Source organism: Micromonospora chaiyaphumensis (assembly GCF_900091435.1).
GTDB classification, from domain to species: domain Bacteria; phylum Actinomycetota; class Actinomycetes; order Mycobacteriales; family Micromonosporaceae; genus Micromonospora; species Micromonospora chaiyaphumensis.
In genome coordinates this window covers 566,585-592,044 of sequence record NZ_FMCS01000003.1, presented here as the reverse complement: position 1 = coordinate 592,044, position 25,460 = coordinate 566,585, and the positions used below count along the sequence as shown (strand labels likewise).

Below are 25,460 nucleotides of genomic sequence, written 5' to 3'. Positions count from 1 at the left end.
TCAAGCGGTGTCCTGAAACCTGGGATGGCAGCCGTCCTCCGCGAGCCGACGCTCGGGCTGACCGGCGCTCGTGCACGTTCCGCCCGCTGCACCCGGATGGGTGATCTACGCTCAGCACCAGTGCCACGGCATGCGAGCGGTGGCACCCTACCCGCCCGACACGGCCTCCACCGTCGACAACCCGGCCAGGACGAGAGCCCACTCGTCGGCGCCCGTCAACCCGCACGCGGTGCGACCGTCCGCGCCGCAGAACCATCGGAAGATGCACTCATGACCAGCACCGACATCCCCGCCCCGATCCAGACCTTCATCGAGGCCACCAACCGCGCGGACTCGGATGCCTTCGTCGCGGCGTTCACCGACGACGCGTACCTCAACGACTGGGGCCGTGAGTTCCACGGCCGCGACGGCGTGCGCTCCTGGGACCGCACCGACAACATCGGTGTGCAGTCGCACTTCGAACTCGTCGAGATCCAGCCCGGCACCGGCTCCGACAGCTACGTCGTCACCCTCAAGGTCTCGGGCAACGGCTTCAACGGCACCGGCCCGATGACCTTCCGCCTCCGCGACGGCCTGATCGCGAGCCTGCGCATCAGCTGACGTCCCTTCTGGCCGCCCCGGAACCATCCGCGGCTGGTAGGGCGGAGCGTTGCCCGTGCCGCGGGTCCTGCGGCTGGTACGTCATCCCTCCCACTGCGCTTGCAAACGCAAGGACTTGTTGAGGCCTAATCATCCGAATATGTGTCACCGTTCTGACCCAGCGCGACGCCGACCTGGCGGGCCAGCTGCCCGACCGGCGAGCCAACGTCGGATCGCTGGATGAACAGGCCCGGGGTCGTGCCGGTCTACGGTCAGCGGATGGGGTTCTCGATCAAGCTGGCACCGGGCGTGCGTATCCGGGCCTCCTCCCGGGGGATCCGCACCAGTGTCGGGCCGCGCGCCGCCCGGATCCACGTCGGCGGCGGCCGTACCGGCTTCTCCAGCGGCGTCGGACCGGTCGGCTTCTACAGCTCCCTCGGGGGCGGCCGCCGATCCGGCGGCCGGTCCTCGTCCGCGGCCGGCTACCAGCGGCAGCTCGCCGCGCAGCAGCGCCAGGCGGCACAGGCGCAGCGAGCCGAGGAAGCCCAGCGGCTCGCCCACGCGTTCCAACGCATCCTCGAGCTGCACCGGGTGGACTTCCCCGCCGCCGCCCGGCCGATCGCGCCACCACCAGCGCCACCTGATCGGGACGGCATCCGCAAGCACTACGAGAGCCACGCGCTGGCCGGCATCGGGCTGTTCGAGCGCAGCCGACGGGCCCAGGCGAAGCAGCAGGCGGCGCAGTGGACCGAGGCGGAAATGCAACGGCAGTGGGCCAGCCGGCTCGAGCAGCAGGCGGGGTGGCAGCACTACCTCGACCAGCGGTGGCACCAACTCTGCACGAACGTGCCCGAGGTCGTGCTGGAAACCCTGGAGGAGGCCTTCGAGGACAACGAGGCGCCCAGTGCGCCCGTTGGAGTCAGCGCCGACGAGGTCTCCCTGGCCGTGCTCGTACCCGGCGTTGAGCAGGTGGTGCCCGAGCGGATGCCCGCCACGACGCAGGCCGGCAACCTGACGCTGCGCAAGCTGCCCCAGCGAGACCGCTCCGCCTACTACAAACAGTTCGTCTGCGGCCAGGTCCTGGTCACCGTACGGGAGGCTCTGGCCGTCGCGCCCGGCATCGCCACCGCGCGCGTGGCAGTCCTGCGCCAGGACGGCCACGACGCCTACGGCCGGCCGCGGATGTCCTGCCTGCTCGCCGCGACGTTTGACCGCAAAGCGTTGCACGGGGTGCGGTGGCAGAGCGCCGACGCCACGGCGATCGTGCACGACACCAGCCGGGAACTGCTGCTCAATTCCCGGGCACGGACCGGGGAACTGCTTCCGCTGGACCTCGCCGCCGAAGCCGCCCTCGCCCAGCTCGTCGCCGCGGTCGATCTGACTGAACTCGGCAGCGGCCGGTAGCGGCAAGCAAGTCCGCTCAGCGCAATGGAGATAGTGCAGGGTCACGACCTGCGCAATCAGCCGAACGCGCGAGGCGATGTCGCCGGCCGACTGCTACCGCGCCCACACCTTGCGTCAGGCGTCGGCGATCACGACGTGGTTGGCGCGTTGTGGCTCGGGCTGGAACATGGTCAGCAGACTCTCGCCCTCGGCGACGACGGCGTCGCGCTCGTGCTCCGCGAGCGCGCGCAGCGGCGTGATCTGCAACGTCGCCCGGCTGTCGTCGACCGTGACCGTCCAGGTGCCCACGACCCGTCCATCGACCAGCAGGAAGCGGGCACCCGAGACACTCAGACCGCGATGTTCGGTGTCGATGATGCGGCTGCGGTCGTCGTAGCCGAGCACCGCGTTGTCGAACGCCGGCAGGAAACGCGGCGGCACCGGGGTTTCCGGGTCGGGCAGCGCGCCGTCGGGAACGTCGAGCAACTCGCGGCCGCGCTCGTCGCGGAACGTCCGCAGCGACGGTCGCAACCGTTGGACGGACTCCCGCAGCCCGCTCAGGCCGGACCAGGCGCGGATGTCAGCGCTGGCCGCCGGGCCGTAGGCGTTGAGGTAGCGCAGGACCAGTGCATCCACGGTGGCCGGCGACTCCGCCTCCAGCGGGCGGCCCAGCCACGTCTCGATCGTGATGTTGTGCGCTGCGCCGCGCTCGCCCCAGACACCGCGGGGCGGCACCTGCACGAGCGGCACGAGTGTGCTGAGCGCGTCACCCAGCGAGCGTGGCTCCACTCCCGGCCAGCGGTCGGCGATGGCGCGGGCCGCCTCGGTCAGCATGCGCGGCCGTTCCTCGAACAGCGGCCGGCCGAGTCTCGCGAGGTCGTCTAGGTCGACTCCGGGCAGCACCCGGCGCAGCGTCGACCACATGCGTGAGACCAGCATCGCCTGGTGGACGGGCCGCAGCGCGAGGCAGTCGCCCGCGGTCACCAGATGGAGGGTGCGGCGCATCAGCAGTGTGCGGACCGCCCTGCGGTTCAGCAGCAGCTCGACCAGCGCCGGCGGCTGGAAGCCCGCCAGCCGGCTCCACAACCCGACGTACGGCTCCAGGGGTTCCTGCGCCTGCAACCCCACCAAATGCTCAAGGGCGTCAGCGACCGGCATGTCGTGCCGCTGCAGCAGGAGCTGGCGAGCTAGGAGCGCCCGGTTGAGGGCGCGGCGGTCGAGCACGCTCACGGCGATGACACTATCGCCCACCCCAGACACCCTTTTCGCGTAGGACAGTGGGTCATCGACCAGGAGGCGTGGGGCCCTGCTCGTCCGGGTGTCGCTGGGCGGGTGGGGGTGGCGGCGATGAAGGGGGCGTTACCCGCCAGTGGTGGGGGTTAGGGTCGGAGGGCCGACGCCGGCCACGAAACCATGATCGCCGTTTTCGGCGAATGGCAACTCACGCCCGGATGACGGCATCAGCCAATTGCTGACGCTGCTGCTACGGCTCATCCTCGCCGAGGTGTTGCCCGCCCGGCCGCCGATCGCCGCGACGGGCACCGCCACGTACGCCGGCGGGCCTGACAGCGCAGGTTCGCTTTGACCGGATTCGCTCCCCTGGGGTTACCCAGCGTACGGGTAGCCGATACCGTGTTCTACGACGTCGACTCCGGGCGCCGGGTGCCGCGCACCCGCGCCGAGCGGAACGAGGTGCCGGTATGAGTGACCCGAGTACCGCGTCGATCGTCTCGACGCCGCCCGCGACCATGCCGACCGAGGCCGGCTCCGGCGCGCCCGTCGACGCGGGCCTGCCGGAGAGCGCGCAGAAGCAGCAGAAGCCGCGCGGCCTGCTCGGTGACGCCTGGCGGGACCTGCGCCGCAAGCCGCTGTTCTGGATCTCGGCGGCGTTAATTCTGGTGTTCCTGCTGATGGCCGCGTTTCCGTCGCTGTTCACCAGCGGCGACGCGGTCAACGGCGACCTCGCCCGCAGCCGGGTCGAGCCGTCGGCGTCCGCCTGGTTCGGCTACGACGTGCAGGGCCGTGACGTGTACGCCCGGGTGATCTACGGCGCCCGCGCCTCGATCGTGGTGGCGGTGCTGTCGACGCTGTGCACGCTGCTGATCGGTGGGGCGATGGGCATCATCGCCGGCTACCGCGGTGGGTGGGTGGACGCGCTGCTCTCCCGGATCGCGGACATCTTCTTCGGCCTGCCGTTCGTGCTCGGCTCGATCGTCATCCTGACCACGTTCAACGGCTCGGGCAGCGACAACAACGAGTGGCAGATCATGGGCCTGGTCATCATTTCGCTGGTGGTGCTGCTGTGGCCGGTGGTGATGCGGCTGATGCGCTCCTCGGTGCTCGCCACCAAGGAGGCCGACTACATCCTGGCGGCCCGCGCGCTGGGCGCCGGCACCGGCCGCATCATCCTCAAGCACCTGCTGCCGAACTGCCTGGCCCCGCTGCTGGTCTACGGCACGATCATGGTCGGCTCCTTCATCGGCGCCGAGGCCACCCTGTCCTTCCTGGGCATCGGCCTGAAGAGCCCGGTGGTGTCCTGGGGCATCATGATCAGCGAGGCCCAGAACTACATCCGCGTCTCGCCGTTCCTGCTGCTCTTCCCCGCCGCGTTCCTCGTCACCGCCGTGCTGAGCTTCGTCATGCTCGGCGAGGCGGTCCGCGAGGCCCTCGACCCAAAGCTACGCTGACAGCAGGTGTAAACGAGGGCGACGACCGCGATGAGCAAGCCGGCGGGACCGGCGCAATCCTGGACCGTGACCCCAGCACCAACTCACCAGCCGAACACGGGTCCCCTTGACGCTCCGATCGCTTCGGTCAAGGCGAGAGTTCGCGCGGCAGGTTCTGAGGACCTACCGGCGTGCCGTCGAGTCAACGGAGCCCGGTCGCTCACGGATCGCTGGCGCCTCGCGGCTGAGGCGGGCCCGGGCTCGGGCCATACGAACGGCGTGGGTCAAGGTCGTGATGTCGTAGGCGCCGTAGTGGCGGCGGCCGTTGATGAAGAACGTCGGCGTGCCGGACACTCCGCTGTTGTCGGCCGAGTCGATGTCGCTTTCGATGCGGCCGGCGTGGGCGTGGCTTGTCAGATCGTCGTGGAAGCGTTCCTGATCCAGGCCGAGGTCGCCGGCGTATTTGATGAGATCAGTGATGTTCAGCCTGTCCTGGTGGTCAAGCAGCAGGTCGTGCATCTGCCAGAACTTGCCCTGAGCGGCCGCTGCTTCGGCGGCCTCGGCGGCCAGCCGGGCTTGCGGGTGCACGTCCGGCAGCGGCAGGTGACGCCACACGAAACGCAGGTCGGCGTGGCCCAGCAACTGCCGGACCGCTGGCTCGGCCTTCCCGCAGTACGGGCACTGGAAGTCGCCGTACTGGACGAGCGTTACCGATGCATCGGCTGGGCCGCGGACGTGGTCCTGCTTCTCGTCGACGTCTGGGATGAGGTCGATCAGTTCCGTCATGTCGCCGAAGAGCGCGCGGGAGCGCTTGTCCCTGGGCAACATGTTGGTGACGCGGAACGCGGTCCAGGTCAGCGCTGAGGAGACGATCGCGGCGCTGAGCACCCCGACTTTGGCCTCGGCCAATTGGTCGCCGGTGAAGGCCAGGCTGGCGATCAGCAGCGACACCGTGAAGCTGACACCGGCGATCGTGCCGCTGCCGAGCACGCCCGCCCAGCCCACGGCCGGGCGGATGCGACCGCCTGAGACCCAGGTGAGCCCGGCCGAGGTGCCGATCACGGCGAGCGGCTTGCCGACGACATACCCGAGCAGTACGCCCCAGGTGACAGGTGACGCGAACGCCTGGGCCAGGAACGGACGGTCGATGCTGATGCCGGCGTTGGCCAGGCCGAACAGCGGCACGATGACGTAGCTGGACCAAGGGTGGTAAATGCGCTGAAGGCGGTCGTTGGGCGACAGCGTATTCGCGAGGCCGATCGAGGCCGTACGTGCGAGCTTGGGCGTCGGCTGTTCGCGGAACGACCGGAACAGCCCGCTGACCTGTTCGAGCTCGGCGCGGCCGGGAGAGTAGGCGAACGCGGTCAGCCCGATGGCCAGTCCGGCCACCACCGGGTCCACTCCGCTGACCAACAACGCGCCCCACATCACGATGGCGACCGGCACGTACACCGAGCCACGTCGGACGCCGGCTGCGCGGACGGCCAGCATGACCGCGAACGCCGCTACGGCCACCACGATGGGCGTCATCCTGATGTCGTCGCTGTAGACGAGGGCGATGACGATGAGTGCGATCACGTCGTCGACCACGAACACGGTGAGCAGGAAGATCCGGACCTGGCCGGGCACGCCGCGGCCGAGCAGTGCCAGCAGGCCCAACGCGAGGGCGGTGTCGGTCGACATAGCCACGCCCCAGCCGTGCGCGCCGGCCCGCCGTGGTTGAGTACCAGGAAGATCAGCACCGGGATCAGCATGCCGATCACGCCGGCCACGGCGGGCAGCAGGAAACGGCGCCGGTCGCGTAGGTCGCCGAGGTCGAACTCTCGCCGTGTCTCAAGGCCGACGACCAGGAAGAACAGCGTCATCAAGCCGCTGTTGATCCAGGTGAGCAGGTTGCGGGAGAGCTCGAGGTGCCCGAGGCGTAGGGACAGTTGGGTGCGCCAGAGGGCTTCGTAGGAGCCGAGGTCGATGTTGGCCCAGAGCAGTGCGGCGACGATGGCGGCCACGAGCACGCCGGCGCTGCCGGACTCGGTCCGCAGAAAGGCTTGCAGCGGCGCTGCCGGATTCCGCCTCCAGATCGTTCGGCCGCTCATCTTGGTTTCGGTCACACGTCACCTTTCGGCGCGCTGGCCGGGCCAGCATGGATTACTGGATCACGTGCCGCAATGCGGGCACGCGACCGCTCGGTTCGGCACTGCTCGCGCTGCTCGAGCTGTGGCCGGCGGCCGGGCGAGCGAAGGGGCTCACCGATGCACTTCAGGATGCGGTCGGCCGCGTGCTGCTAGGCCTGATCGCCAAGCAGCACGCGGCCTGATTTCAGCGCCGCCCGACGAACTCGGTCCTCACGCTCCATGCGAACTGAATGAGCAGGGTCACCGGAGACCTCTCGGCAATGTCATGCATCACCTTCAAGTCGTCGGGGTCGGGTTCTTCGCTCAGCGTGATCGTGCGCTGCAGGTAACGCTCCGCGCCTTCCTGCTGGGGTTCGTGGTAGTCGATCTCGACGGTGATGTCACCGGCGGTGTCGAACTTGTAGTCAACGTACTGCCGCAGTGTCTGGGCAGTGCACGACGCGAGCGCCATCAACAGGTACTCCGTCGGCGTCGGGCCGTCGCCGACTGCGCCGTTGTGCGGTTCATCGGCGACGAACGTGAAGCCGCGGGTGGTCATGTCCGTGCGCCGGCGCTCGGTGGCCGGAAGGACAGCTCGGGCGGATGCGACGACACGATCCTGATCGATTTCCATCAGCCGCGCCTTCCTGTAGATCCTGGTGATGACGGTCCAGGTACTCGGGTCCAGCAGCAGCAGGCTAGCCTCTTGCGGACTAGATAGTCCAATTGATCGCTCGCTCCCAAAACCACTCAGCCCTCGACAACCATCACCTGCGGCGTGGTTAAGCTGCACTGGGAGGCTGCCAGGCCGGGACGCTTCCAGCTGAACCCGGGTCAACGCCAAACCGTTGGATGGACCAACGCGTCCGTTACGGCTAGGATTTGTCGTCGTTCACGCAGCAGGGTGGCGATCGTCGTCGCCTCCTGCGACCCGGGCGGACTTGAATCCGGACAACATGAGATACATCGAGGCTCAGCGATTCACAGTCGCAGCTCGCTGGTCACCGATCCTGCAAGCCGCGCTCCCTCGTCACAGCGCCCCCGTCACAGCGCCCCCCGGCCCGGCCGGCGCCTGACCAGTCGACGCTCGTCGGGCGTGGTGGAGCGCTGTCAGCGGGTCGGTTCGCCGGACGGCTCCGAGAGGTACGACTTGATGTGTTCCAGCGCCATGTCCAGCGCCACTTCCATGGGCGCGACGTTGTGCGCGGCGTTCGCCAGCAGGTAGCCGCCCTGCAAAGCTGCCATCAACCCCGTGGCCAGCTTCTCCGGGTCGGCGTCCGGGCGCAGTGCACCGCTGTCCCGCATGCGGTGCAGACCGTCACTGATCAGCTTCTCCCATGCCGCGAACGTCTCCAGCAGCATCGATCGAGCCTGCTCATCTTGATCGGACAGCTCGACCGCCATCGACCCGAGGCCACACCCGTATCTGCCGTTGTTCAGCGAGTTGGCCTTGACCAACGCGTTGCGCCACCGGACGAGCCCCGAGAACGATCTCAGTCGTTCGAGCCCTCCGCGCTCGCGCTGAAGCACGAGCGCGCCTCGATATTTGACCAACGCCCGCACGAGCTCCTGCTTGTCGGCGAAGTGGTGGTAGAGCTGAGACTTGCTGGTCTGGCTCGCCTCGCGGATGTCGTCAAGGGTCGTCGCGTTCACTCCGCGCACGAACATCAGCCGGTTCGCCGCCTCGAGGATCCGCTCTCGGGTCGCGATGCCCCGTTGGCTGATCCTCCGCCGATTCGTCGGCGCAGCCACCTGCTCGTCGCTCATCGGTGAAGTGTATCCAGCGAGCCAGATGACCCCCTGGAAAACGGAACCTTGGAGTCCATTCGGCGCATGCGGCGTTCACGGCATGGTGAATGACGAACACGTGCGCGGGAGGCTTGGCTGACCGGGCGCAAGGGCCCGGAGATCGTCGGCGGGCGAGCCTTCCGGGACTATTCGGTCCTGGCCGTGCCGGCGCCACCACTCCGGCGACCCGGCACGGCATCCGCTCATCCTGTCACTGATGCCTCGGCCCGGGTCGGCGCGCGGACCCGGGGTCCGCGCGCCGGAGGTGTCAGGCCGTCGCCCGCTTCGGCAGCTTCCACCCGGGGCGGGGGAAGTGGCAGGTGTAACCGTCGGGGTAGGTCTGCAGGTAGTTCTGGTGTTCGGGCTCAGCCTCCCAGAAGTCGCCTGCCGGGGTGACCTCGGTGACGACCTTGCCGGGCCACAGGCCCGAGGCGTCGACGTCGGCGATCGTGTCCTCGGCGACCCGCTTCTGCTCGTCACTGGTGTAGAAGATCGCCGAGCGGTAGCTGGTGCCGATGTCGTTGCCCTGGCGGTTCTTCGTCGAGGGGTCGTGGATCTGGAAGAAGAACTCGAGCAGCGCGCGGAAGTCGGTCTTCTCGGTGTCGTAGACGACCTCGATGGACTCCGCGTGGGTTCCGTGGTTGCGGTAGGTGGCGTTCGGGACGTCGCCGCCGCTGTAGCCGACGCGCGTGGAAACGACGCCGGGCTGACGGCGGAACAACTCCTCCATCCCCCAGAAGCAGCCGCCGGCGAGGATCGCCTTTTCGGTGGTCACGTCGTCTCCCTACTTGTCGATGGTGTCACCGCTGAACAGGGTGCGGTATTCGCCGTACCGGGCGTTCGCCAGGGCCCGCTGGCGCACAGCTCTCTTCCCGCCCCTTTCTTGCGCGAAGCTGAGGAATCAGGTTAAACGCGCCTTATGCGCCGGTCATAATCCCTCGACCCTTCCCCCGCTTATTGGACTACGGAGTCCTGATGGCAGGAGGCAAGCGGTCAGCCGGATGTCGCAGTCGTAGCTCGTGAACTGGGTTGTTTCGCTTCGACTGTAGCATCCGCCTGGCTTCATAACTGGACTTGACAGACCAGTTTTTACGCGGCTACGTTCGGGCCGTCCGACTGGGAAGACGATCCTTCGTGTCCGTCGCGAGCGGCACGCATCCATCGATGCACGTGGCAGGCCGGCGCTGTCCGGACCGGCCGGCTGCGTCCGGTAACCCCTGGCATCAGATGCCCAACGGGCTTTCCCTGCCTGCTGCATCTGCACCGAAGAGACACATGACTGAGGAGACAGTTCCCATGAAAGCGATCGTGGTGACGGACCAGGCAGCGGGAACGGCCGGGATGAGGCTGGTGGAGCGGCCTGAGCCGAAACCGGCGCTGAACGACGTCGTTGTTCAGGTTCATGCGTCGGGATCCACTCCGGGTGAGCTGACGTGGCCCTCGACCTGGACAGATCGGCTTGGCCGGGACCGGACGCCGTCGATCCCTGGGCACGAGCTGGCCGGAGTGGTCAGCGCTCTCGGGTATGGCACGACGGGACTGTCGGTGGGACAGCGGGTGTTCGGCCTCACGGACTGGAACCGCGACGGCACCCTGGCGGAGTACGCCGCCGTCGAGGCGCGCAACCTCGCGCCGCTGCCCGGCGATGTCGACTTCACGGTGGGCGCGAGCCTGCCGATCTCAGGGCTGACCGCGTGGCAGGGACTGTTCGTGCACGGCCGCTTCCAGGCGGGGCAGAGCGTCCTCGTACATGGTGCGGCCGGTGGAGTCGGCTCGATGGTGACCCAGCTCGCCAAAGAGGCCGGCGGCCACGTCGTCGGCACCGGACGTGCCGCCGACCGCCAGACCGCGCTCGACTTCGGCGCGCAGGAGTTCGTCGACCTCGACAACGACACCCTGGAAGACGTCGCCGGCGTCGATCTGGTTTTTGACGTGATCGGCGGCGACATCCAGAAGCGTTCTGCGGGCCTGGTCCGAGCCGGAGGAACGCTGGTGACCATTGCCGGCCCGCCCGAAGCGCAGCCGGCGGACGGCCTCACGGTTGATTTCGTTGTCGAGGCCGATCGGGCGCAACTGCGTGAGCTCGTCCAGCGGATCAGGGATGGTCGGCTGCGGACGAACATCGGCACCGTCGCGGCCCTCGACGACGCTGTTGCCGCCTTCAACCCGACCGAGCGGGCCAAGGGAAAGACGATCATCCGCGTTCGCTCGTGAGGGCTCAGGAGCGAAAAGTGCGTCGATGGCCTTCGCCTCCCGTCGACGACATGCGGCTGGGCGATTACGACTACCGCCACGACCCGGGAGTGATCTGATGACCATCAACGACGGCGCATCCCCCATGACCGACGCTGCCGAGCCGTCCCGCTACGCATTCGCGCACTCCGCCGAGGTCGGGCACTCCGACGAGAAAGGCACCCTCAACCAGGACCAGGCTGTCCTCGTCGACGAGGTGAGCGGCGAGCCCCACGCCCCCGCGTGTGACCTTCAAGTCGTCAACGACGAGGAACTCGGCATCTACGCCGCCATCGTCGGGGATCGAGAGGTTGCCGGGCTGACCTACAACGTCGCCGGAGACGACCGACTCGTGCTTCTGGCCACCTCGGTGATCCCCGATTTCCGCAAACAGGGCATCGCCACCGAGCTGATCCGACGCGTCCTGGACCACGTGCGTGTGCACGGCAAGACGATCACCATCAGGTGCCCGATCGTGCGCACCTTCATCGAGCACAACCCCGAATACGCCGACCTCGTTGACCGCGAGCACCCGGGAGCAACCCAGGGTCACACGCACTTGCCCTGATGCTGACGACCTGGGTGGACCCCACCTACCGGCGCAGTCGCGTGGCCACGGAGCTCGTCGCAGCCCCCGACGATGTCGTCACCGCCTTCAACGCGACCGAAGGCCTGGGGCAAGAAGATCATCTGGGTCCGTCCGTGAGGGCGCGGATGGACGAGGACTGTTTCTCAGAGAGGTAGTCAGATGAAAGCCATCGTGGTGACGGACCGGGCCGCGGGAACGGCGGGGATGAGGCTCGTGGAGCGGCCCGAGCCGGACACGGCGAGGCTCGCCAGTCTTGAGGGCGCGAACTATGGCGACGTCGTCGTTGCCGTTCATGCGTCGGGGTTCACCGGGAATGAGCTGGAGTGGCCCTCGACCTGGATCGATCGCCTGGGCCGGGACCGGACGCCCTCGATTCCCGGCCACGAGGTGGCCGGGGTAGTCACCGCTCTCAGCTACGGAACGACGGGGTTGTCGGTGGGACAACGGGTGTTCGGCCTGACGGACTGGACTCGCGACGGCACACTGGCGGAGTACGTCGTCGTCGAGGCACGCAACCTCGCGCCGCTGCCCGGCGATGTCGACTTCACGGTCGGCGCTGGCGTCGTCATGGCGGGCCTGACCGCGTGGCAGGGGCTGTTCGAGCACGGCCACCTCCTGGAGGGTCAGAGCGTCCTGGTGCACGGCGCGGCCGGCGCAGTCGGTTCGATGGCGACGCAACTCGCCCGTCAGGCCGGCGCCTACGTCATCGGCACCGGACGTGCCAGCGGCCGGCAGACCGCAGTCGACTTCGGCGCGCACGAGTTCGTCGACCTCGACAACGACACCCTGGAAGACGTCGGTGGAGTCGATCTGGTCTTCGACGTCATCGGCGGCGACATCCAGAAGCGGTCCACGGGTCTGGTTCGAGCCGGAGGAACGCTGGTGACCGTCACGGGACCGCCGCAGGCGCGGCCCGCTGACGGCCTGGCGATCGACTTCGTTGTCGTGTCCGACCGCGCCCAGCTGGGCGAGATCGCCCGCCGGGTCCGGGACGGACGCGTACGGACGAACATCGGCACCGTGGCGGCCCTCGACGACGCCGTCGCCGCACTCAACCCGACCGAGCGGACCAAGGGGAAGACGGTCATCCGCGTTCGCCCATAAGGACTCGGCGGCAGCATTCGAGCCCTCCTGGATCAACGTCAGCTACGTGGGCCTCCAGAAACTCTGGGGCCGGTTCAGACCAAGGAAGGCACGTATCGATGCAGCACATGGCACCAGCGATCAACCAGGCTCGCCGGGGCGGGACGCACCGGCTGGCCTTCTTATCTGCGGTGGTCTCCCTGGTGGCCACGTTTGCCGCGTCGGCCGCGCCGATCCCCCTGTTCAACGTCTACCGGGCTGAGGACGGGTTCACCAACGCCGGCATCTCGATGGCCGTCGTCACCACCGCCGTCGGCACGATCGCGGCACTGTTGGTGCTGGGGCGACTGTCCAGTCATCTGGGCCGGCGGCGCACCGCGATCGCCAGCCTCGGCCTGCTCCTGCTGGGCTGTCTGCTGCTGCTGAACGTGCACGACATCGGCACCCTGCTGGCCGGTCGGCTACTGATGGGGGTCGGTGCCGGCCTGGCCAGCAGCAGCCTCACCTCCTACATCGTCGACGCCGCACCCACCAGACCGCACTGGTTGGCCGCCGTCGCCTCCAGCCAGGGACCCATGCTCGGCCTCACCCTCGGTGCCATCGCCTCCGGCGCGCTGGTCCAGTTCGGTCCCTGGCCACGCGACCTCATCTACCTGGTGTGCGCCGGCCTCCTCGTACTGTCCGCGGCACTCATCGTCATCAGCCCGGAAACCGCAGAGCCGACGCCGGGCGCTTGGCGATCACTGTTACCGCAGGTCCGTGTACCGGCCCCGGTCCGGCATCTGCTCCCCGTCGCGGCAGCGGTGTTCCTGGCCACCTGGGCGACCGGGGCCTTCTACCAGGCTTTCGTGCCCGCGCTGGTCGACGATCAGCTCCACACTCACAGCCCGCTCATCCTCGGACTGGTGTTCGCCGCCTACATGGCCCCCAGCGTTCTCGGCGCTCCCCTCGGCGGCCGTTTCACATCCGCGGCGGCCCAACGTATCGGCATGGTCATCTTCCTGGCCGGGTGGATCGGCATCATCACCGCGATCGTCATCGGCAAGCTGGCGTTGTTCATCGCCGCAACCGTCGTCGCCGGGGCCGGTCAAGGCATCGCCATCAGCGCCGCCACCCGCGGCCTGCTGCACGGCAGCACCCTGGCCGACCGGGCACCGATCTTCAGCGCGATCTACGTCCTCTGCTACAGCGGCGCCGCCTTCCCGAGCCTCATCTCCGGGGAACTCTCGAACACCTTCGCGCTACCGCAGATCGTCCTCGGATACGGCGCACTTGCCCTCGTCGCCGCCCTGCTCACTGTCCTCGCTGCACGCAACCCGGACATCGGCACGGCCAGGAACAGCCAGCATGGTGAGTTGGCCAAGGCGATCGACAGGAACTCCTGATGTCCACCAGGGCAACCGGCGAATTCGGCTGCACGTGGTCGGCAGCAAGCCCGCGGGCCGACCTGATCGCGCGGCGAAACTACACTCGGAAGGGTAAGCCGATGAGCAGTGAAGGACAGGCACAGGTAGCCGAGAGGTTGATCGACAGCCTCGCTCAGGGCCGCTTTGAGCTCTTCCGCGACGGCGAGCTAGTCGGCTGGCTCTACTACACCCATCTGAGGCCCAACCGGTACGCCCTCCGGCACACCGAGGTCGAGTCGAGCCATCAACATCAGGGCGTGGCGGGCACGATGGTGCGGCGAGTACTTGACGAGATCCGCGCCCGCGAGGGCACAATCACCGCAATCTGCCCCTTCGTGGTCGACTACCTCTCGCGAACGACCGCCTATGCCGATCTGATCGACGCCCGACACCCCGGCTACTCCGATCGTGCTGCTGCCGAGTCGGCGCTGAGACGAGCCGGCGCTGAGACCACGGGTGGCGCGCCGCAGACCCGCGAATCATAGGAGCCAAGCATCGGTCGCTGTCGGGCGTGAACAGCGCCGAAGGCTTGCCCACGGCGTTGCGCCCATCCAGCATGGCGAAGAGCAGCAGCACTGAGGCGGCGGTGGTTGCGGTGGCCGGCGACGCCCCCGTCAGCGGAACGTGCAGCCAACCGCGAGCGACTCGCGACTCCGGGCGACGCCTCGGAGCGCGTCGGCGGCGACGGTTGATGTCGACGGTCTCCGCCACACGACCGCCGCGTGCTGCTGCCCGGGAGCCCCGATGCAGGCGCTTCTGAACCGAAGGGGCAAGGGTTACGGAAGTCCCACAGGCGCGCTGCCGAACCGCCAGATAATGCGGGAGTCGGCCTGCAGTTTCTCCCCAGGGACGGCCGGCGGGCTGACCGAAATGCCGTCGGGAGGGAGCAGGATGAGCACGATGCACGCCGTGAGGGCTCACACCAGAGGCGGTCCGGAGCAACTCGTGTACGAGGAGGCGCCGCGGCCTGAGCCGGGGCCCGGTGAGGTGTTGGTGGCCGTGAAGGCTGCGTCCATGACCCCCACTGAACTCACCTGGCCGCAGACGTGGACGCACAGCTCGGACGGGTCAGGGCCTGAGCGCACCCCGATCATCCCGTCGCACGAGTTCTCCGGCGTCGTCGCGGCGCGCGGCGCGGGGGTGGACAGCCCCGCCGAGGGGACGGCCGTCTACGGGTTGATCCCTTTCACCAGCGACGGTGCGGCCGCCGAGTACGTCGCCCTGCCCGCGGCCGTCGTGACGGCCAAACCCGCCACCATTGACCACGACCACGCCGCTGCACTCCCCCTGGCCGCGCTGAGTGCCTGGCAGGCACTGGTGGACCATGCCGATCTGCAGGCCGGCCAGCACGTGCTGGTGCAGGGCGGCGCCGGCGGCGTGGGGAGCTACGTGGTGCAACTCGCCGCCGGTCTCGGTGCTCACGTCAGCGCCACGGCGGCGGCGGCCGACCTGGAATTCGTCAAAGGTCTGGGCGCCGAGCAGGTCATCGACTATGCGCACGACCGCTTCGAGGATCACGTACGCGACGTGGACGTGGTGGTTGACCTTGTCGGAGGGGCCACGCAGTCGCGGTCCTGGTCGGTCCTGAAACCGGGCGGTGTCCTGGTCACCCTCGTCACCCCACCCGATGAGCAGGAAGCAGCCCGGCACGGCGTCCGCGGCGTCTACTTCATCGTCGAGCCCGACCGGAACGCGTTGCGTTCCATCGCCGAACTCGTCGATGACGGCCGGTTGAGGCCGGTGCTGGACCGCGTGCTGCCACTCACTGAGACCCGCTCAGGTTACGAGGCGCTCGAGACGGCCAAACGCCGCGGCAAGATCGTCATCCACGTCGCTGACTAGTCACTGCCGTCGGTGCCACTGCGGCCGCCTGCGGCGGCGCCCGTTACCCTGCGCCCTGCCCGCCCCTTCACCCGATCGGTACGTTTCCGGTCGCCCTGACCGGTTAACATCGGCTGTGCCCGGATTGTCACTGCTGACGGTCGGCGCCAGTCTGGCGCCGGCCGATCCGGCGCAGCTGCTGCCGGCGCGCGAGCAGATGGCCTTCACCCTCGGCTTCCACATCATCCTGGTGCCGTTCGGGGTGGCCTTCACCTTCCTGATGCTGATCGCGAACGCCCGGGGCATTCGTCGGAACGACCAGACCGCGCTGCTGCTGGCCCGCCGCTGGTCGCAGGTGGCGGCGGTGCTGTTCGCCGTCGGCGCGGTGTCCGGGACGGTGCTGTCGTTCGAGCTCGGGCTGCTCTGGCCGCGTCTGATGGGCACCTACGGTGCGGCGTTCGGCATCCCGTTCGCGATCGAGGGTCTGTTCTTCTTCCTGGAAGCGATCTTCGTCGCCATCTACGTCTTCGGGTGGCAGCGGATGCGACCGTGGCCGCACTTCTGGACCGGTGTGCCGGTGGTGCTGTCCGGGATCGGCGGCACCCTGTCGGTGGTCGCGGCGAACGCGTGGATGAACCAGCCGGGCGGATTCACCATGCGGGACGGCAAGATCGTGGAGGTCCGCCCGCTGGAGGTGATCTTCAACGGGGCATTCGGGTTCGAGGCCATCCACATGCTGCTGGCCGCGTACATGGTCGCCGGGTTCGTCGTCGCCGGCGTGTACGCCGCCGGGATGCTGCGCGGCCGCCGCGATCGTTACCACCGGCTCGGCCTGGCGATCCCGCTGACCGTCGCGGCGCTGGTCACCCCGCTGCAGATCTTCGTCGGCGACATCGCCGCGCGCGAGGTTTACCGGAACGAACCGGCGAAGTTCGCCGCGATCGAGGCCGTCGCGACCACGGGCACCCATGTGCCGGAGGTGCTCGGCGGCTACTACGCGAACGGGGAGGTCCACGGCGGCATCAAGATTCCGTCGGGGGCGTCGCTGTTGTCCGGCTACTCGCCGTCCACCCGCATTCAGGGCCTGGACGCGATCCCCGCCGAGGTGCGACCACCGGACCGCCTGGTCGCGATCGTCCACCTGAGCTTCGACGTCATGGTCGGCATCGGCACGGCGCTGCTGGGCCTCTCCGTCTGGTACGCCCTGGCCTGGTGGCGCCGCCGTGACCTGCCGCGCAGCAGATGGTTCCTGCGGGCGACCACGATCAGTGGCGTGCTCGCGGTGGTGGCGCTGGAGGCGGGCTGGGTGGTCACCGAGGTCGGCCGGCAGCCGTGGACGGTCACCGGTCACCTCCTCACCCGGGACGCGGTCACCACATCCGCCAACCTGTGGCTGTTCTTCGCCGCCACCGTGGCGCTGTACGTCGCGGTCGGGGCCACCACGGTGTACGTGCTGCGGCTGCTGCGCCGGCGTTGGCGCGACGAGGGCGGGGCGACCGAGACGGACGTGCCCTACGGCCCGGCCCGGGGCCCGGAGACCACGCCGGCGGGAGGGCAGGCGTGAGTACGTTCGCCGCCGTCGTGTTGTTCATCGGCGTCACCGCCTACGCCGTGCTCGGCGGCGCGGACTACGGTGCGGGGTTCTGGGATCTCACTGCAGGTGGTGCGCGACGTGGGCGAGGCTCACGGCACCTGATCGATCAGGCGTTGGCGCCGGTGTGGGAGGCCAACCACGTGTGGCTGATCTTCTGCCTGGTGATGCTCTGGACCGGCTTCCCGTCCGCGTTCGCCGCGATCATGACCACGCTCTACATTCCGCTGGGCCTCGCCGCCCTGGGCATCGTGGTCCGCGGCAGCGGGTTCGCGTTCCGGAAGGTGGTGGTGAAGACCGACCAGCAGCGGGCGACCGGGGCGGCGTTCGCCACCTCGTCGGTGATCACGCCGTTCTTCCTCGGCACGGTCGCCGGTGGAATCGCCTCCGGACGGGTGCCCGCCGACGGGCACGGCGATCCCGTGACGAGCTGGGTCAACCCGACGTCGCTGCTCGGCGGGGTGCTCGCGGTCGGGGTGTGCGCGTTCGTCGCCGCGGTGTTCCTCACCGCCGAAGCCCGTACGCGCGCCGACGCCCGCCTGGAGGGCTGGTTCCGCCGTCGGGCCCAGGCCACCGCCGTGGCGACCGGCGCCGTGGCGCTGGCGGGCATCGCCATCCTGCACGCCGACGCCGGGCGCCTGTTCGACGGGCTGACCGGCCGCGGCCTGCCGTTGGTGCTGGTCTCCGCGGCATGCGGGCTGGCCAGCATCGCGCTGCTGCATCGGGCGGCGCCGCGGTTGCTGCAGGCGCTCGCCGTCGGCGCGGCCGGCACGGTGGTGGTCGGCTGGGGCGTCGCGCAGTACCCGTACCTGCTGGGCACCCACCTTCGCATCGGCGAGGCCGCGGCGCCCGAGGCCACCCTGGCGTCGCTCACCCTCGTCGCCGCCGCGGCGCTCCTGCTCGTCGTGCCGGCCATGGCGCTGCTGTTCGTCCTGCATCAGCGCGGTCATCTGGACACCACCTGACTTCTCCCGTTCACGCTGCCAGGTGAGGAGGAGCAGCGTGTTCGCTGTCCGGATGGCCTCGGTCCGCGAGTGGGCCGTGATCAGCTGGAGGCCGTGCGGGAAATATGATCAGGTCATGCCGTTGACGGTGGAGGACGTTGACCGATTCGAGCTGTCGAGGCGCCGTCTGGAGGCCATCGCCTACCGTCTCCTCGGCTCCGCCGACGAGGCAGAGGACATCGTGCAGGAGACGTTCCTGCGCTGGCAGGCCGCCGACGTCGACCGCGTCGAGGTCCCCGAGGCTTGGCTGACGAAGGTACTCACGAACCTGTGCCTCAATCAGCTCACCTCCGCGCGGGCACGCCGCGAGACCTACGTGGGCCGATGGCTCCCCGAGCCGCTGCTCGCGGGTGACCCGATGCTCGGCCCGGCCGACACCGCTGAGCAGCGCGAATCGGTCTCGTACGCGGTCCTCACCCTCATGGAGCGCCTGTCCCCCAATGAACGGGCCGTGTACGTGCTGCGGGAGGCCTTCGACTACCCGCACCGGGAGATCGCCGAGATCCTCGACATCACCGAGGCGGCCAGCCAGCAGATCTTTCACCGTGCCAAGAAGCACGTCGCGTATGGCAAGGCCCGCACCGAGATCGACCAGGCCGCCGCCCGGCGGATCGTCGAGGAGTTCCTCGCGGCCGCCACCAGTGGCCAGACCGACGAGCTCGTACGCCTGCTCACCAAGGACGCCATCGCCATCGGCGACGGCGGAGGGAAGGTTCCGGCACGCACCAAGGCGTTCGAGGGAGCCGTCGCGGTCGCGAAGTTCGTGTGGGGCCTGCTCAAGCCCGCCGAGGCGAAGCGGTCGATCGTGGGCGGCTCGCCCGCGATCTACGCCTGGGTCGCCAATGGGGAACCCGCCGTTGTGGCGGTCGTGGAAGGCCGGGTCGTCGCCATCATGTGCCTGGAGGTCACCGCCGAGGGCATCACCGCCTGCCGTACCCAGGCGAACCCGGACAAGCTCGAACGCGCGACCGAGCAGTGGGCGGCGGGCCACCGTGGGGAGCCCCTGCTCACCATGTGACGTGGAACACCTTCGCTCCTGTCAGGAATCGGCGGGCCATCCGGTTCAAGTGACGAATCCGAACCGGACAGCAAGGAGCCGACGATGAGAGTGTTGGTGGCAGGAGCGACCGGAGCTCTGGGCAAGGAACTGGTGCCGCGTCTGGTCGATGCGGGCCACGAGGTGTTCGCCATGATCCGCAGCGAGTCCAGCAAGGCCAGGGCAGCAGAGCTGGGCGCGGTGCCGGTCATCGCCGATGCGCTGGATCGCGCCCAGGTCGAGGCGGCCGTGCGCCAGGCGGCCCCGGAGGTGATCGTCAACCAGCTGACCGCCATCGGGCACGTCGACACCCGCAATTTCGACCGCAGCTTCGCCGCTACCAACCGGCTGCGGATCGAGGGCACGGACAACCTGCTCGCGGCCGCACGCGCCACGGGAGTACGACGTTTCGTCGCCCAGAGCAACGGCGCCTTCACCTACGCGCGGACCGGCGGGCCGGTCAAGAGCGAACAAGACCCTCTGGATCGCGCACCGGTCGGTCAGATGGCGCCGATGATCGCCGCGATCGAGCACTTGGAGAAGGCTGCGCTGGGCGCCGCCTGGATCGACGGGATCGTGCTGCGCTACGGCGCGTTCTACGGACCCGGCACCTCCATGGCGCCAGGCTCCGAGCAGCTCGAGATGATCCGCAAGCGCAGGTTCCCGGTCGTCGGCGACGGCGGCGGGGTGTGGTCGTTCGTCCACATCGCCGACGCCGCCGAGGCCACGGTCGCGGCAGTGGAGAACGGCGGCCGCGGTGTCTACAACATCGTCGATGACGACCCCGCCCCGGTCGCCGAATGGCTGCCGGAACTGGCAGCGATGCTGGGTGCCAAGAAGCCGATGCGCGTTCCGCGGTTCATCGGACGGCTGGCGGCCGGACAGGCCGGCGTCGTGCTCATGACCGAACTGCGGGGCGCATCCAACGCGAAGGCCAAGCGCGAACTGGGCTGGCACCCGGCACATCCCACCTGGCGCCAGGGCTTCCAGGTTGTGCCGTGACCTGCTGAGCGTCGTTCTTCCCGCCTCGGTAGGTATTCGGGGAGCCGAACGCGTGTCGAAGGGTCACCATCCCGCCAGGGATGGCCACCCTTCGGCCGCGACGGAGGTGAGGGCTGCGTGGAGCACGCCCTTCGTACGCGGGCTAGGTGAGCCCCGGCCGCCCCGCGCTGCTGACATCGCGCCGATGCGGGTGGGCGTCCGTGTCAGTGCGCTGATAGGGCGGTGTCAGCGGCAGTAGCGATGGTCGGTGTGCACGGCGGACATGCGAGCCGCCGAGCACCACATGACGACCGCCCGATGGAGAACATGATGCCGAAGTTCGACACCGCGACCCCTGTCTCCACCGTCCGGACGAGGAGGACCGTGGTGAGCAGGCAGATGGCCGGCGTGGTGCGGCTGACCGCCACCAGCGCGGGCTGCCTGCCGCAGCGGCGCTGGCAGGCCGGTCGGAGAAGACATTGCGCCGGTTCGACCGCTCCGTCGATGCTGAAGCCCCTTCGTCGCCGCTGTGCACGAGTGCGCGAAGGTGAGCAGGTCACGTCGCTGCTCCCGCCGAAGCCACCCGAGGCGTCCCAGGCTCGACCGGTGGACCGCAGCACATCAGGCTCATTTGCCAGGTTCGTTCTGATCGGCGGCGGTGTCGGGCTCGCCTCCAGCATCGCGGTGTCAGTGGTGGGCACGCTCATGCCGTGGGCGGCCGCGAACGCGCTGATCACCGTGATATCCACGCTGCTCGGCACGGAACTGCACGCCCGGTTCACCTTCGGCGCCGGCCGGCGCGCGCGATGGCACCAGCATCTGCAGTCCGCCGGCTCGGCCACCGCCGCCTACCTGGTCACCTCAGCTGCCGTCCTCATCCTGCACGCAGTGCAGCCGTCCGCCGGCATCCGCTGGGAGCAGGCCGTCTACCTCAGCGCCTCCGCACTCGCCGGTACCGGGCGGTTCCTGGTCCTACGCCTGTACGTCTTCGCCCACGGCGTACCCCCGGCTTCGACCTCGTTGGTGTGCGGCCGGTACGTTTCGGCGGCGCACCGGGCGGTCTTCGACCCAGTCGGCGGCGAGCTGCCCCTGACCACCAGCGACTGGCGGCGGAGCGAACGACGGTGGCAAGCGGGGGTGACCGCCCTCGCCCGGCCTCCTCGACGACCTCATCCGGCAGCTGGCGTGGGCCTCCGAACCGCGGCTTCCGGGTGCCACCGGCGTGCACAATCGTCGCTTGCAGCACCAAGGCGGAGGCCACCCGCTCGTGCCAAGCGAGCGAGTGCATACCGCGCGACCTCGAGCCCACGGACGAAAGCGCCTTGATGTGGGGCGTTCATTCCGAGCGAGTCAGCTGGGCACGCGGTGACCTGAACGTCCGCCGCCACGGCTGAGCCGGAACACGGCAGCCGATGGTCCCCGTCCCACCAGCGTTTGGAGCGCGCGCCTACGTCAGCTCGTCGGTATGTGAGGGCCTCGCCGCTGTCGCTCGGTTCTCACATCGAGCAACCGCGGACCTACCAGTGACGTGCACGCCGGCGGTGTGCGCGAGCACACCGCCGGCGTAGTCTCCGCGCCGTTCCACCTACGGTCGGATCACCTGCCGGTGATGACGGTGTCGGTGGCGAGGTGGTCGGTGCGCTGCTGGATGAGCGTTCGGAGCCGCTCGACGTCGGCGCCTGCCGTCTGCGCGTTGTAGCCGTCGACGGTCGGGAGCACTTTGGTGATGCTGTCGAGGGTGTTCTTCGCCCCGTTCTTCGCGTAGATCTTCTGGTAGAGCTCGCGGTAGGCGTCCTCGTAGACCGTCTTGAACGCGGCGCTGGCGAGGAAGCGTTCCTTGAGCTTGTTGCCGCCCATTCCACCGAAGCCACGCGTCCGGTCCTGCTCGCCGACGCCGTTGTCGCCGCCCGGCGGCTGCATTCCCTCGGGCGGCGGGAAGCCCTCCGGCAACTGCATGCCCTCCGGTGGCTGGAAGCCTTCCGGCGGGGTGCCGCCCTGCGGAAAACGCCCGCCGCCCATGCGCCCGGCATCGTGCGGGCCCTGGGTGGCGTCGCCGGAGAGGGTGAGGTTGTAGTCCCAGCCGACGACGGAGAACTTCTTCGTCTCCAGGTCGTACCACAGGTAGTAGTTGCGGCCCGGGCCGGACATGTCGTCGAAGTTGAGCAGCAGGTTCTGCGTGGCCAGGTAGCGGGCGACCGATGCCACGTCGACGTGGTCGGCGAGGTGGGCGTCGAAGTCGGCGTCGCTGCTCGTGTTGACCCATCTGATCAGGTTGATGACCGGCTGCAGATCCTGGCTGCCCTTCATGGTGATCTGCTTGAAGTCGTCGGCGTAGTCCGTGGGGTCGTCGCCCTGGTCGGTGAACTGGCCGGTCGCCAGGCTCTTGTAGAGGACGCCGGAGTCGCCCAGCGTGTCGGCGAAGCCCTCGTCGGGGTGTTCGACGACGAGCCGGGCCGTGGTCGGCCGGTCGTTGACGGTGAAGCTCGAGTATGCGTACCGCTGCGCGCTCTGCCCGGCCGCTGCGAGGGTGCCGAGCGCGACGGCCTCGTTGAGCACCGTGCTGCCGCCACCCATGCCGGAGACTCGCAGGGCGAGCTCGCGGTGGCCCTGGTAGCGGCGTCCCTCGACGAACTCGTCGAAGCGGATCAGCCACGGCAGGTTCTCCGGCTCCTCGGCCTTGAGCGAGGACCGGCCGAACCCGCCCGGCCCGCCACCGGCTTGGGGGCCGCCGCCTTGCGCGTCGCCGGGTTGGACGCCGGGCTGCGCATCTCGGCGCTGAGCGCCGCCGGGTTGAGCACCGCCGGCCTGAGCACCGCCCGGCCGGGCCATCTGCCCGCCGCCCGGGGGCCCGCCGCGCCCGATACCACCCGGCCTCGCCTCACCGTTGCGGGTCAGGCCGCTGAGCGTCGAGTTGCCCTTCAGTCGGATGCCGACGCTGGGGATGGTGGTGCCGTCGATGGTCAGGTCAGCCTCGAGCCAGTTCTTCTCGTCGTCGTCCCAGTAGTCGTCGAGGATCTCCTGGTAGTCCTCCTCGCGGTAGGTGAGCGTGATCTCGTGGGCCACGCTCGCGTCGAAAAGGTCGGTCGTCCCGGCGATGTCCTGGGTGACCCTGTCCGTGGTCTGGTCGCTGCTGCTGGTCACGAGCGGCGCGACCCGCACGGTGCTGAACACCAGCGCGCAGATAACGACGAAAGCGGCGCAGGTCGCGAGCAGCTTCCAGTAGTGCCGCACCCGTACCGGCACGCGATGCATCAACCGTCGGCGCGGTGGCCTGGTCGGTGGTGGTGTCGTCGGTGGTGGTGTCGTGGCTTCCGCCCCCGACTCGTCTGCCGGCGCTCCGGACGTTGATGGTGGTGTCATCACAGGTCCGTCTGGTCGTAGCCGGTCAGCACGGTCACCCGCTGGCCGGCGGTGCGCTCACCCAGGGCGCTGATCAGATCACCGGGCTCGTGGCCCTTCTTCAGCCGCACCGTGTACATCAGCTCGGTCAGCGCGCCGCCGCGAATCGACTCCATGCTGACCAGCTCGAATTCGCTGGTGTGGGCGATGAGCACATCCTGGATGTTCGCGGTGTAGTTGCCATCCGGCGGGACCTGGACCTTGACGACCTGCCGCTGGATGCTCGAGGCGAACCAGTTGAACCGGTACATCACCAGGATGATGAGGCTGATGGCGACCGCGGCGACGATCGCCAGCGTGTAGAAGCGGGTGCCGGCGGCCATGCCGACGCCCATGACGAGGAAGATGAACCCTACGTCGCGGGTCTCCTTGATCGCGTTGCGGAACCGCACCACCGACAGCGCGCCGACCAGGGCGAAGGCGCGGGCGATGTTCGACCCCACCACCAGCATGATCAGCGCGATCAGCATCCCGAGGATGACCAGCGTCTGCACGTAGGACTGGCTGTAGGAGACGTTGCGGTGGGTGAACCGGTAGACCCAGCCGATCATGGCGCTGAGCACGAACGACAGCGACAGCGCGATGGCGATGTCGCCGACGCTGAAGGTGCCGGACAGATCCTGAACGTCGAACGGCATGGGTCAGGCCTCACTTCGGGTAGCAGCCGGCACCGCGGCGCCGGCGGGGTCGTCGTCGGAAACATGGAAAATCGATCGAGGCGCGCGGCCGAAGGCCTCGACGCTCTGGCAGTACTTGGAGACCCGAACCACCGACATGCTCATCTGGGCGGCCAGGTCGGTGAGCCAGTAGGGGATCCGTTCGTTGGCTTTCAGCTCTACCACGGCCAGCCGGGCCGGGACGATGAGCCGGTTCTCGGCGTCAGCGCCGAGGTGGAAGTCGCGGTCGCGACCCCGCACTCGGTGGTCGATCGTGACCCGCAGGCCGGCGTCGGCGTCGCGGCCGATGAACGCTTCCCGCTGATAGCCGGTCATCGCCACGGCGCGCAGGTCGAGCCGGGAGAGGAGGTCGAGCACCTCCTCGAGGAACGCACGCTGGCGCGGCTCGTGCTCGACCATGATCCGCCGGTCGCAGAGGTCCCGGGCGAGCCGGTAGGGCAGCGCGATCCGCCGCTTCTGGGTGACCCGGTTGACGCGCTGCTTGATCTCCACGAAGACCGGGCTGTCGTCGTCGACGGTGAACCGGTCACCGTAGTGGCGCACCCGCAGCTTGCGCCGGAACTTGAGGCCCTCGACCTTTTCCCAATAGAAGCGCAGGTCCCGGGTGTCGTAATAGACACTCCACACGCCGTAGCCGCCGCCGACGGCGTGGCTGTCGAGGTCGAGCCGCCGGGCGAGCGCCTTGCGCAGCTCCGGCACCGCGGTCTGCGGCATCAGATACTTGACCTCGTACCGGTTGAAGGCGTGCAGCGCGCTCGGCGCGCGCAGCGCATGACCGGCCTGATCGTCGCTGAGCCGCGCAGTCGACCGTGGGGAAGGAACGGGGCCCGGCGGGTCGCCGCCGGCGCCATCCGGCGGCACGGGTCGTCGTCTGAACGGGTTTCGCATGTGTGGTCGCCCATCTGGTTACGGCCAGGACCAAGTGGACGTAACCAGACGAACCTCAAAGCCACCTTTGAACCAGGTGCGAACTGCGCATGAACAGAAGGTGTCGGAGGCTTGCGGCGGCCCCTGGCGACCAGATTCCGGTCGTGTCCTTCACGAAGCCTGCGATCAGCAGTCGCCGACGCCGTGAGCCGATTCGTTCTCGTGAATCCTCCTGTGCCGTCCCGGC

At 68.8% G+C, this 25,460-nt stretch carries 22 protein-coding genes and 1 pseudogene; 15 read left to right on the top strand and 8 right to left on the bottom strand.

Annotation, left to right across the window (positions count from 1 at the left end):
• Positions 1-270: 270 nt before the first annotated feature.
• Positions 271-600 (top strand): nuclear transport factor 2 family protein, encoded by a 330-nt coding sequence (locus tag GA0070214_RS11855; protein WP_091262002.1) that lies wholly within the window; start codon positions 271-273, stop codon positions 598-600.
• Positions 601-858: 258 nt separating this feature from the next.
• Positions 859-1,983 (top strand): DUF4236 domain-containing protein, encoded by a 1,125-nt coding sequence (locus GA0070214_RS11850; protein ID WP_139141844.1) that lies wholly within the window; start codon positions 859-861, stop codon positions 1,981-1,983.
• A gap of 114 nt (positions 1,984-2,097) precedes the next feature.
• On the opposite strand, the gene GA0070214_RS11845 is transcribed toward GA0070214_RS11850, so the two are convergent.
• Positions 2,098-3,192, bottom strand: a complete 1,095-nt coding sequence (locus tag GA0070214_RS11845; protein ID WP_091262000.1) for a winged helix DNA-binding domain-containing protein — start codon at positions 3,190-3,192, stop codon at positions 2,098-2,100.
• Between the two features lie 470 nt (positions 3,193-3,662).
• On the opposite strand from GA0070214_RS11845, the gene GA0070214_RS11840 reads away from it, so the two are divergent.
• Positions 3,663-4,649, top strand: a complete 987-nt coding sequence (locus GA0070214_RS11840) for an ABC transporter permease (RefSeq protein WP_091261999.1) — start codon at positions 3,663-3,665, stop codon at positions 4,647-4,649.
• A gap of 162 nt (positions 4,650-4,811) precedes the next feature.
• Here GA0070214_RS11840 and nhaA read toward each other — a convergent pair.
• A pseudogene (gene nhaA, locus GA0070214_RS33015) lies at positions 4,812-6,721 on the bottom strand (Na+/H+ antiporter NhaA).
• A gap of 47 nt (positions 6,722-6,768) precedes the next feature.
• On the opposite strand from nhaA, the gene GA0070214_RS31820 reads away from it, so the two are divergent.
• Positions 6,769-6,942 carry a hypothetical protein gene (locus tag GA0070214_RS31820; RefSeq protein WP_167364256.1) on the top strand — a complete coding sequence of 58 codons (174 nt, stop codon included), beginning with the start codon at positions 6,769-6,771 and terminating at the stop codon, positions 6,940-6,942.
• A gap of 2 nt (positions 6,943-6,944) precedes the next feature.
• Here GA0070214_RS31820 and GA0070214_RS11830 read toward each other — a convergent pair whose 3' ends face one another.
• The 3 genes from GA0070214_RS11830 to msrA all read right to left on the bottom strand — a co-directional run bounded on the left by GA0070214_RS11830 (position 6,945) and on the right by msrA (position 9,302).
• Positions 6,945-7,373, bottom strand: a complete 429-nt coding sequence (locus GA0070214_RS11830) for an OsmC family protein (protein ID WP_091261998.1) — start codon at positions 7,371-7,373, stop codon at positions 6,945-6,947.
• A 476-nt stretch (positions 7,374-7,849) separates the two neighbouring features.
• The gene (locus GA0070214_RS11825) at positions 7,850-8,506 is read right to left on the bottom strand and encodes a TetR/AcrR family transcriptional regulator (RefSeq protein WP_091261997.1); all 657 of its coding nucleotides are present in this window, start codon (positions 8,504-8,506) and stop codon (positions 7,850-7,852) included.
• Between the two features lie 289 nt (positions 8,507-8,795).
• Positions 8,796-9,302, bottom strand: coding sequence for a peptide-methionine (S)-S-oxide reductase MsrA (gene msrA, locus GA0070214_RS11820; RefSeq protein WP_091261996.1), 507 nt, complete (start codon positions 9,300-9,302; stop codon positions 8,796-8,798).
• 521 nt (positions 9,303-9,823) lie between these two features.
• Here msrA and GA0070214_RS11815 point away from each other — a divergent pair.
• From GA0070214_RS11815 to GA0070214_RS32100, 11 genes are all read left to right on the top strand, one after another.
• Complete coding sequence (locus GA0070214_RS11815; protein ID WP_091261995.1) at positions 9,824-10,741, top strand: NADP-dependent oxidoreductase; 918 nt, start codon at positions 9,824-9,826, stop codon at positions 10,739-10,741.
• Between the two features lie 97 nt (positions 10,742-10,838).
• Complete coding sequence (locus tag GA0070214_RS11810; protein ID WP_208602729.1) at positions 10,839-11,327, top strand: GNAT family N-acetyltransferase; 489 nt, start codon at positions 10,839-10,841, stop codon at positions 11,325-11,327.
• Positions 11,328-11,507: 180 nt separating this feature from the next.
• Complete coding sequence (locus tag GA0070214_RS11805) at positions 11,508-12,452, top strand: NADP-dependent oxidoreductase (RefSeq protein WP_091261994.1); 945 nt, start codon at positions 11,508-11,510, stop codon at positions 12,450-12,452.
• Positions 12,453-12,550: 98 nt separating this feature from the next.
• Positions 12,551-13,816, top strand: a complete 1,266-nt coding sequence (locus GA0070214_RS11800; RefSeq protein WP_091261993.1) for an MFS transporter — start codon at positions 12,551-12,553, stop codon at positions 13,814-13,816.
• 101 nt (positions 13,817-13,917) lie between these two features.
• Positions 13,918-14,322 (top strand): GNAT family N-acetyltransferase, encoded by a 405-nt coding sequence (locus tag GA0070214_RS11795; RefSeq protein ID WP_167364255.1) that lies wholly within the window; start codon positions 13,918-13,920, stop codon positions 14,320-14,322.
• A gap of 259 nt (positions 14,323-14,581) precedes the next feature.
• The gene (locus GA0070214_RS11790; protein ID WP_341845068.1) at positions 14,582-15,679 is read left to right on the top strand and encodes an NADP-dependent oxidoreductase; all 1,098 of its coding nucleotides are present in this window, start codon (positions 14,582-14,584) and stop codon (positions 15,677-15,679) included.
• A 115-nt stretch (positions 15,680-15,794) separates the two neighbouring features.
• Positions 15,795-17,222 carry a cytochrome ubiquinol oxidase subunit I gene (locus tag GA0070214_RS11785; RefSeq protein ID WP_208602727.1) on the top strand — a complete coding sequence of 476 codons (1,428 nt, stop codon included), beginning with the start codon at positions 15,795-15,797 and terminating at the stop codon, positions 17,220-17,222.
• Positions 17,219-18,214 (top strand): cytochrome d ubiquinol oxidase subunit II, encoded by a 996-nt coding sequence (locus tag GA0070214_RS11780; protein WP_091261991.1) that lies wholly within the window; start codon positions 17,219-17,221, stop codon positions 18,212-18,214. The genes GA0070214_RS11785 and GA0070214_RS11780 overlap by 4 nt, the downstream gene beginning before the upstream one ends.
• 115 nt (positions 18,215-18,329) lie before the next feature.
• Positions 18,330-19,271, top strand: a complete 942-nt coding sequence (sigJ, locus tag GA0070214_RS11775; RefSeq protein WP_091261990.1) for an RNA polymerase sigma factor SigJ — start codon at positions 18,330-18,332, stop codon at positions 19,269-19,271.
• Between the two features lie 84 nt (positions 19,272-19,355).
• On the top strand, positions 19,356-20,291 hold the full coding sequence (locus tag GA0070214_RS11770; RefSeq protein ID WP_091261989.1) for an NAD-dependent epimerase/dehydratase family protein: 936 nt from the start codon (positions 19,356-19,358) through the stop codon (positions 20,289-20,291).
• 297 nt (positions 20,292-20,588) lie between these two features.
• Entirely contained in the window at positions 20,589-21,596 is a 1,008-nt protein-coding gene (locus tag GA0070214_RS32100) for a GtrA family protein (protein WP_208602726.1), read from the top strand.
• 270 nt (positions 21,597-21,866) lie between these two features.
• On the opposite strand, the gene GA0070214_RS11760 is transcribed toward GA0070214_RS32100, so the two are convergent.
• From GA0070214_RS11760 to GA0070214_RS11750, 3 genes are all read right to left on the bottom strand, one after another.
• A complete protein-coding gene (locus GA0070214_RS11760; protein WP_167364254.1) occupies positions 21,867-23,522 on the bottom strand; it encodes a CotH kinase family protein in 1,656 nt (551 codons plus the stop codon).
• A 107-nt stretch (positions 23,523-23,629) separates the two neighbouring features.
• Positions 23,630-24,307, bottom strand: coding sequence for a DUF4956 domain-containing protein (locus tag GA0070214_RS11755; RefSeq protein ID WP_091261987.1), 678 nt, complete (start codon positions 24,305-24,307; stop codon positions 23,630-23,632).
• A gap of 3 nt (positions 24,308-24,310) precedes the next feature.
• Positions 24,311-25,234 carry a polyphosphate polymerase domain-containing protein gene (locus GA0070214_RS11750; RefSeq protein WP_091261986.1) on the bottom strand — a complete coding sequence of 308 codons (924 nt, stop codon included), beginning with the start codon at positions 25,232-25,234 and terminating at the stop codon, positions 24,311-24,313.
• Positions 25,235-25,460: the final 226 nt, after the last annotated feature.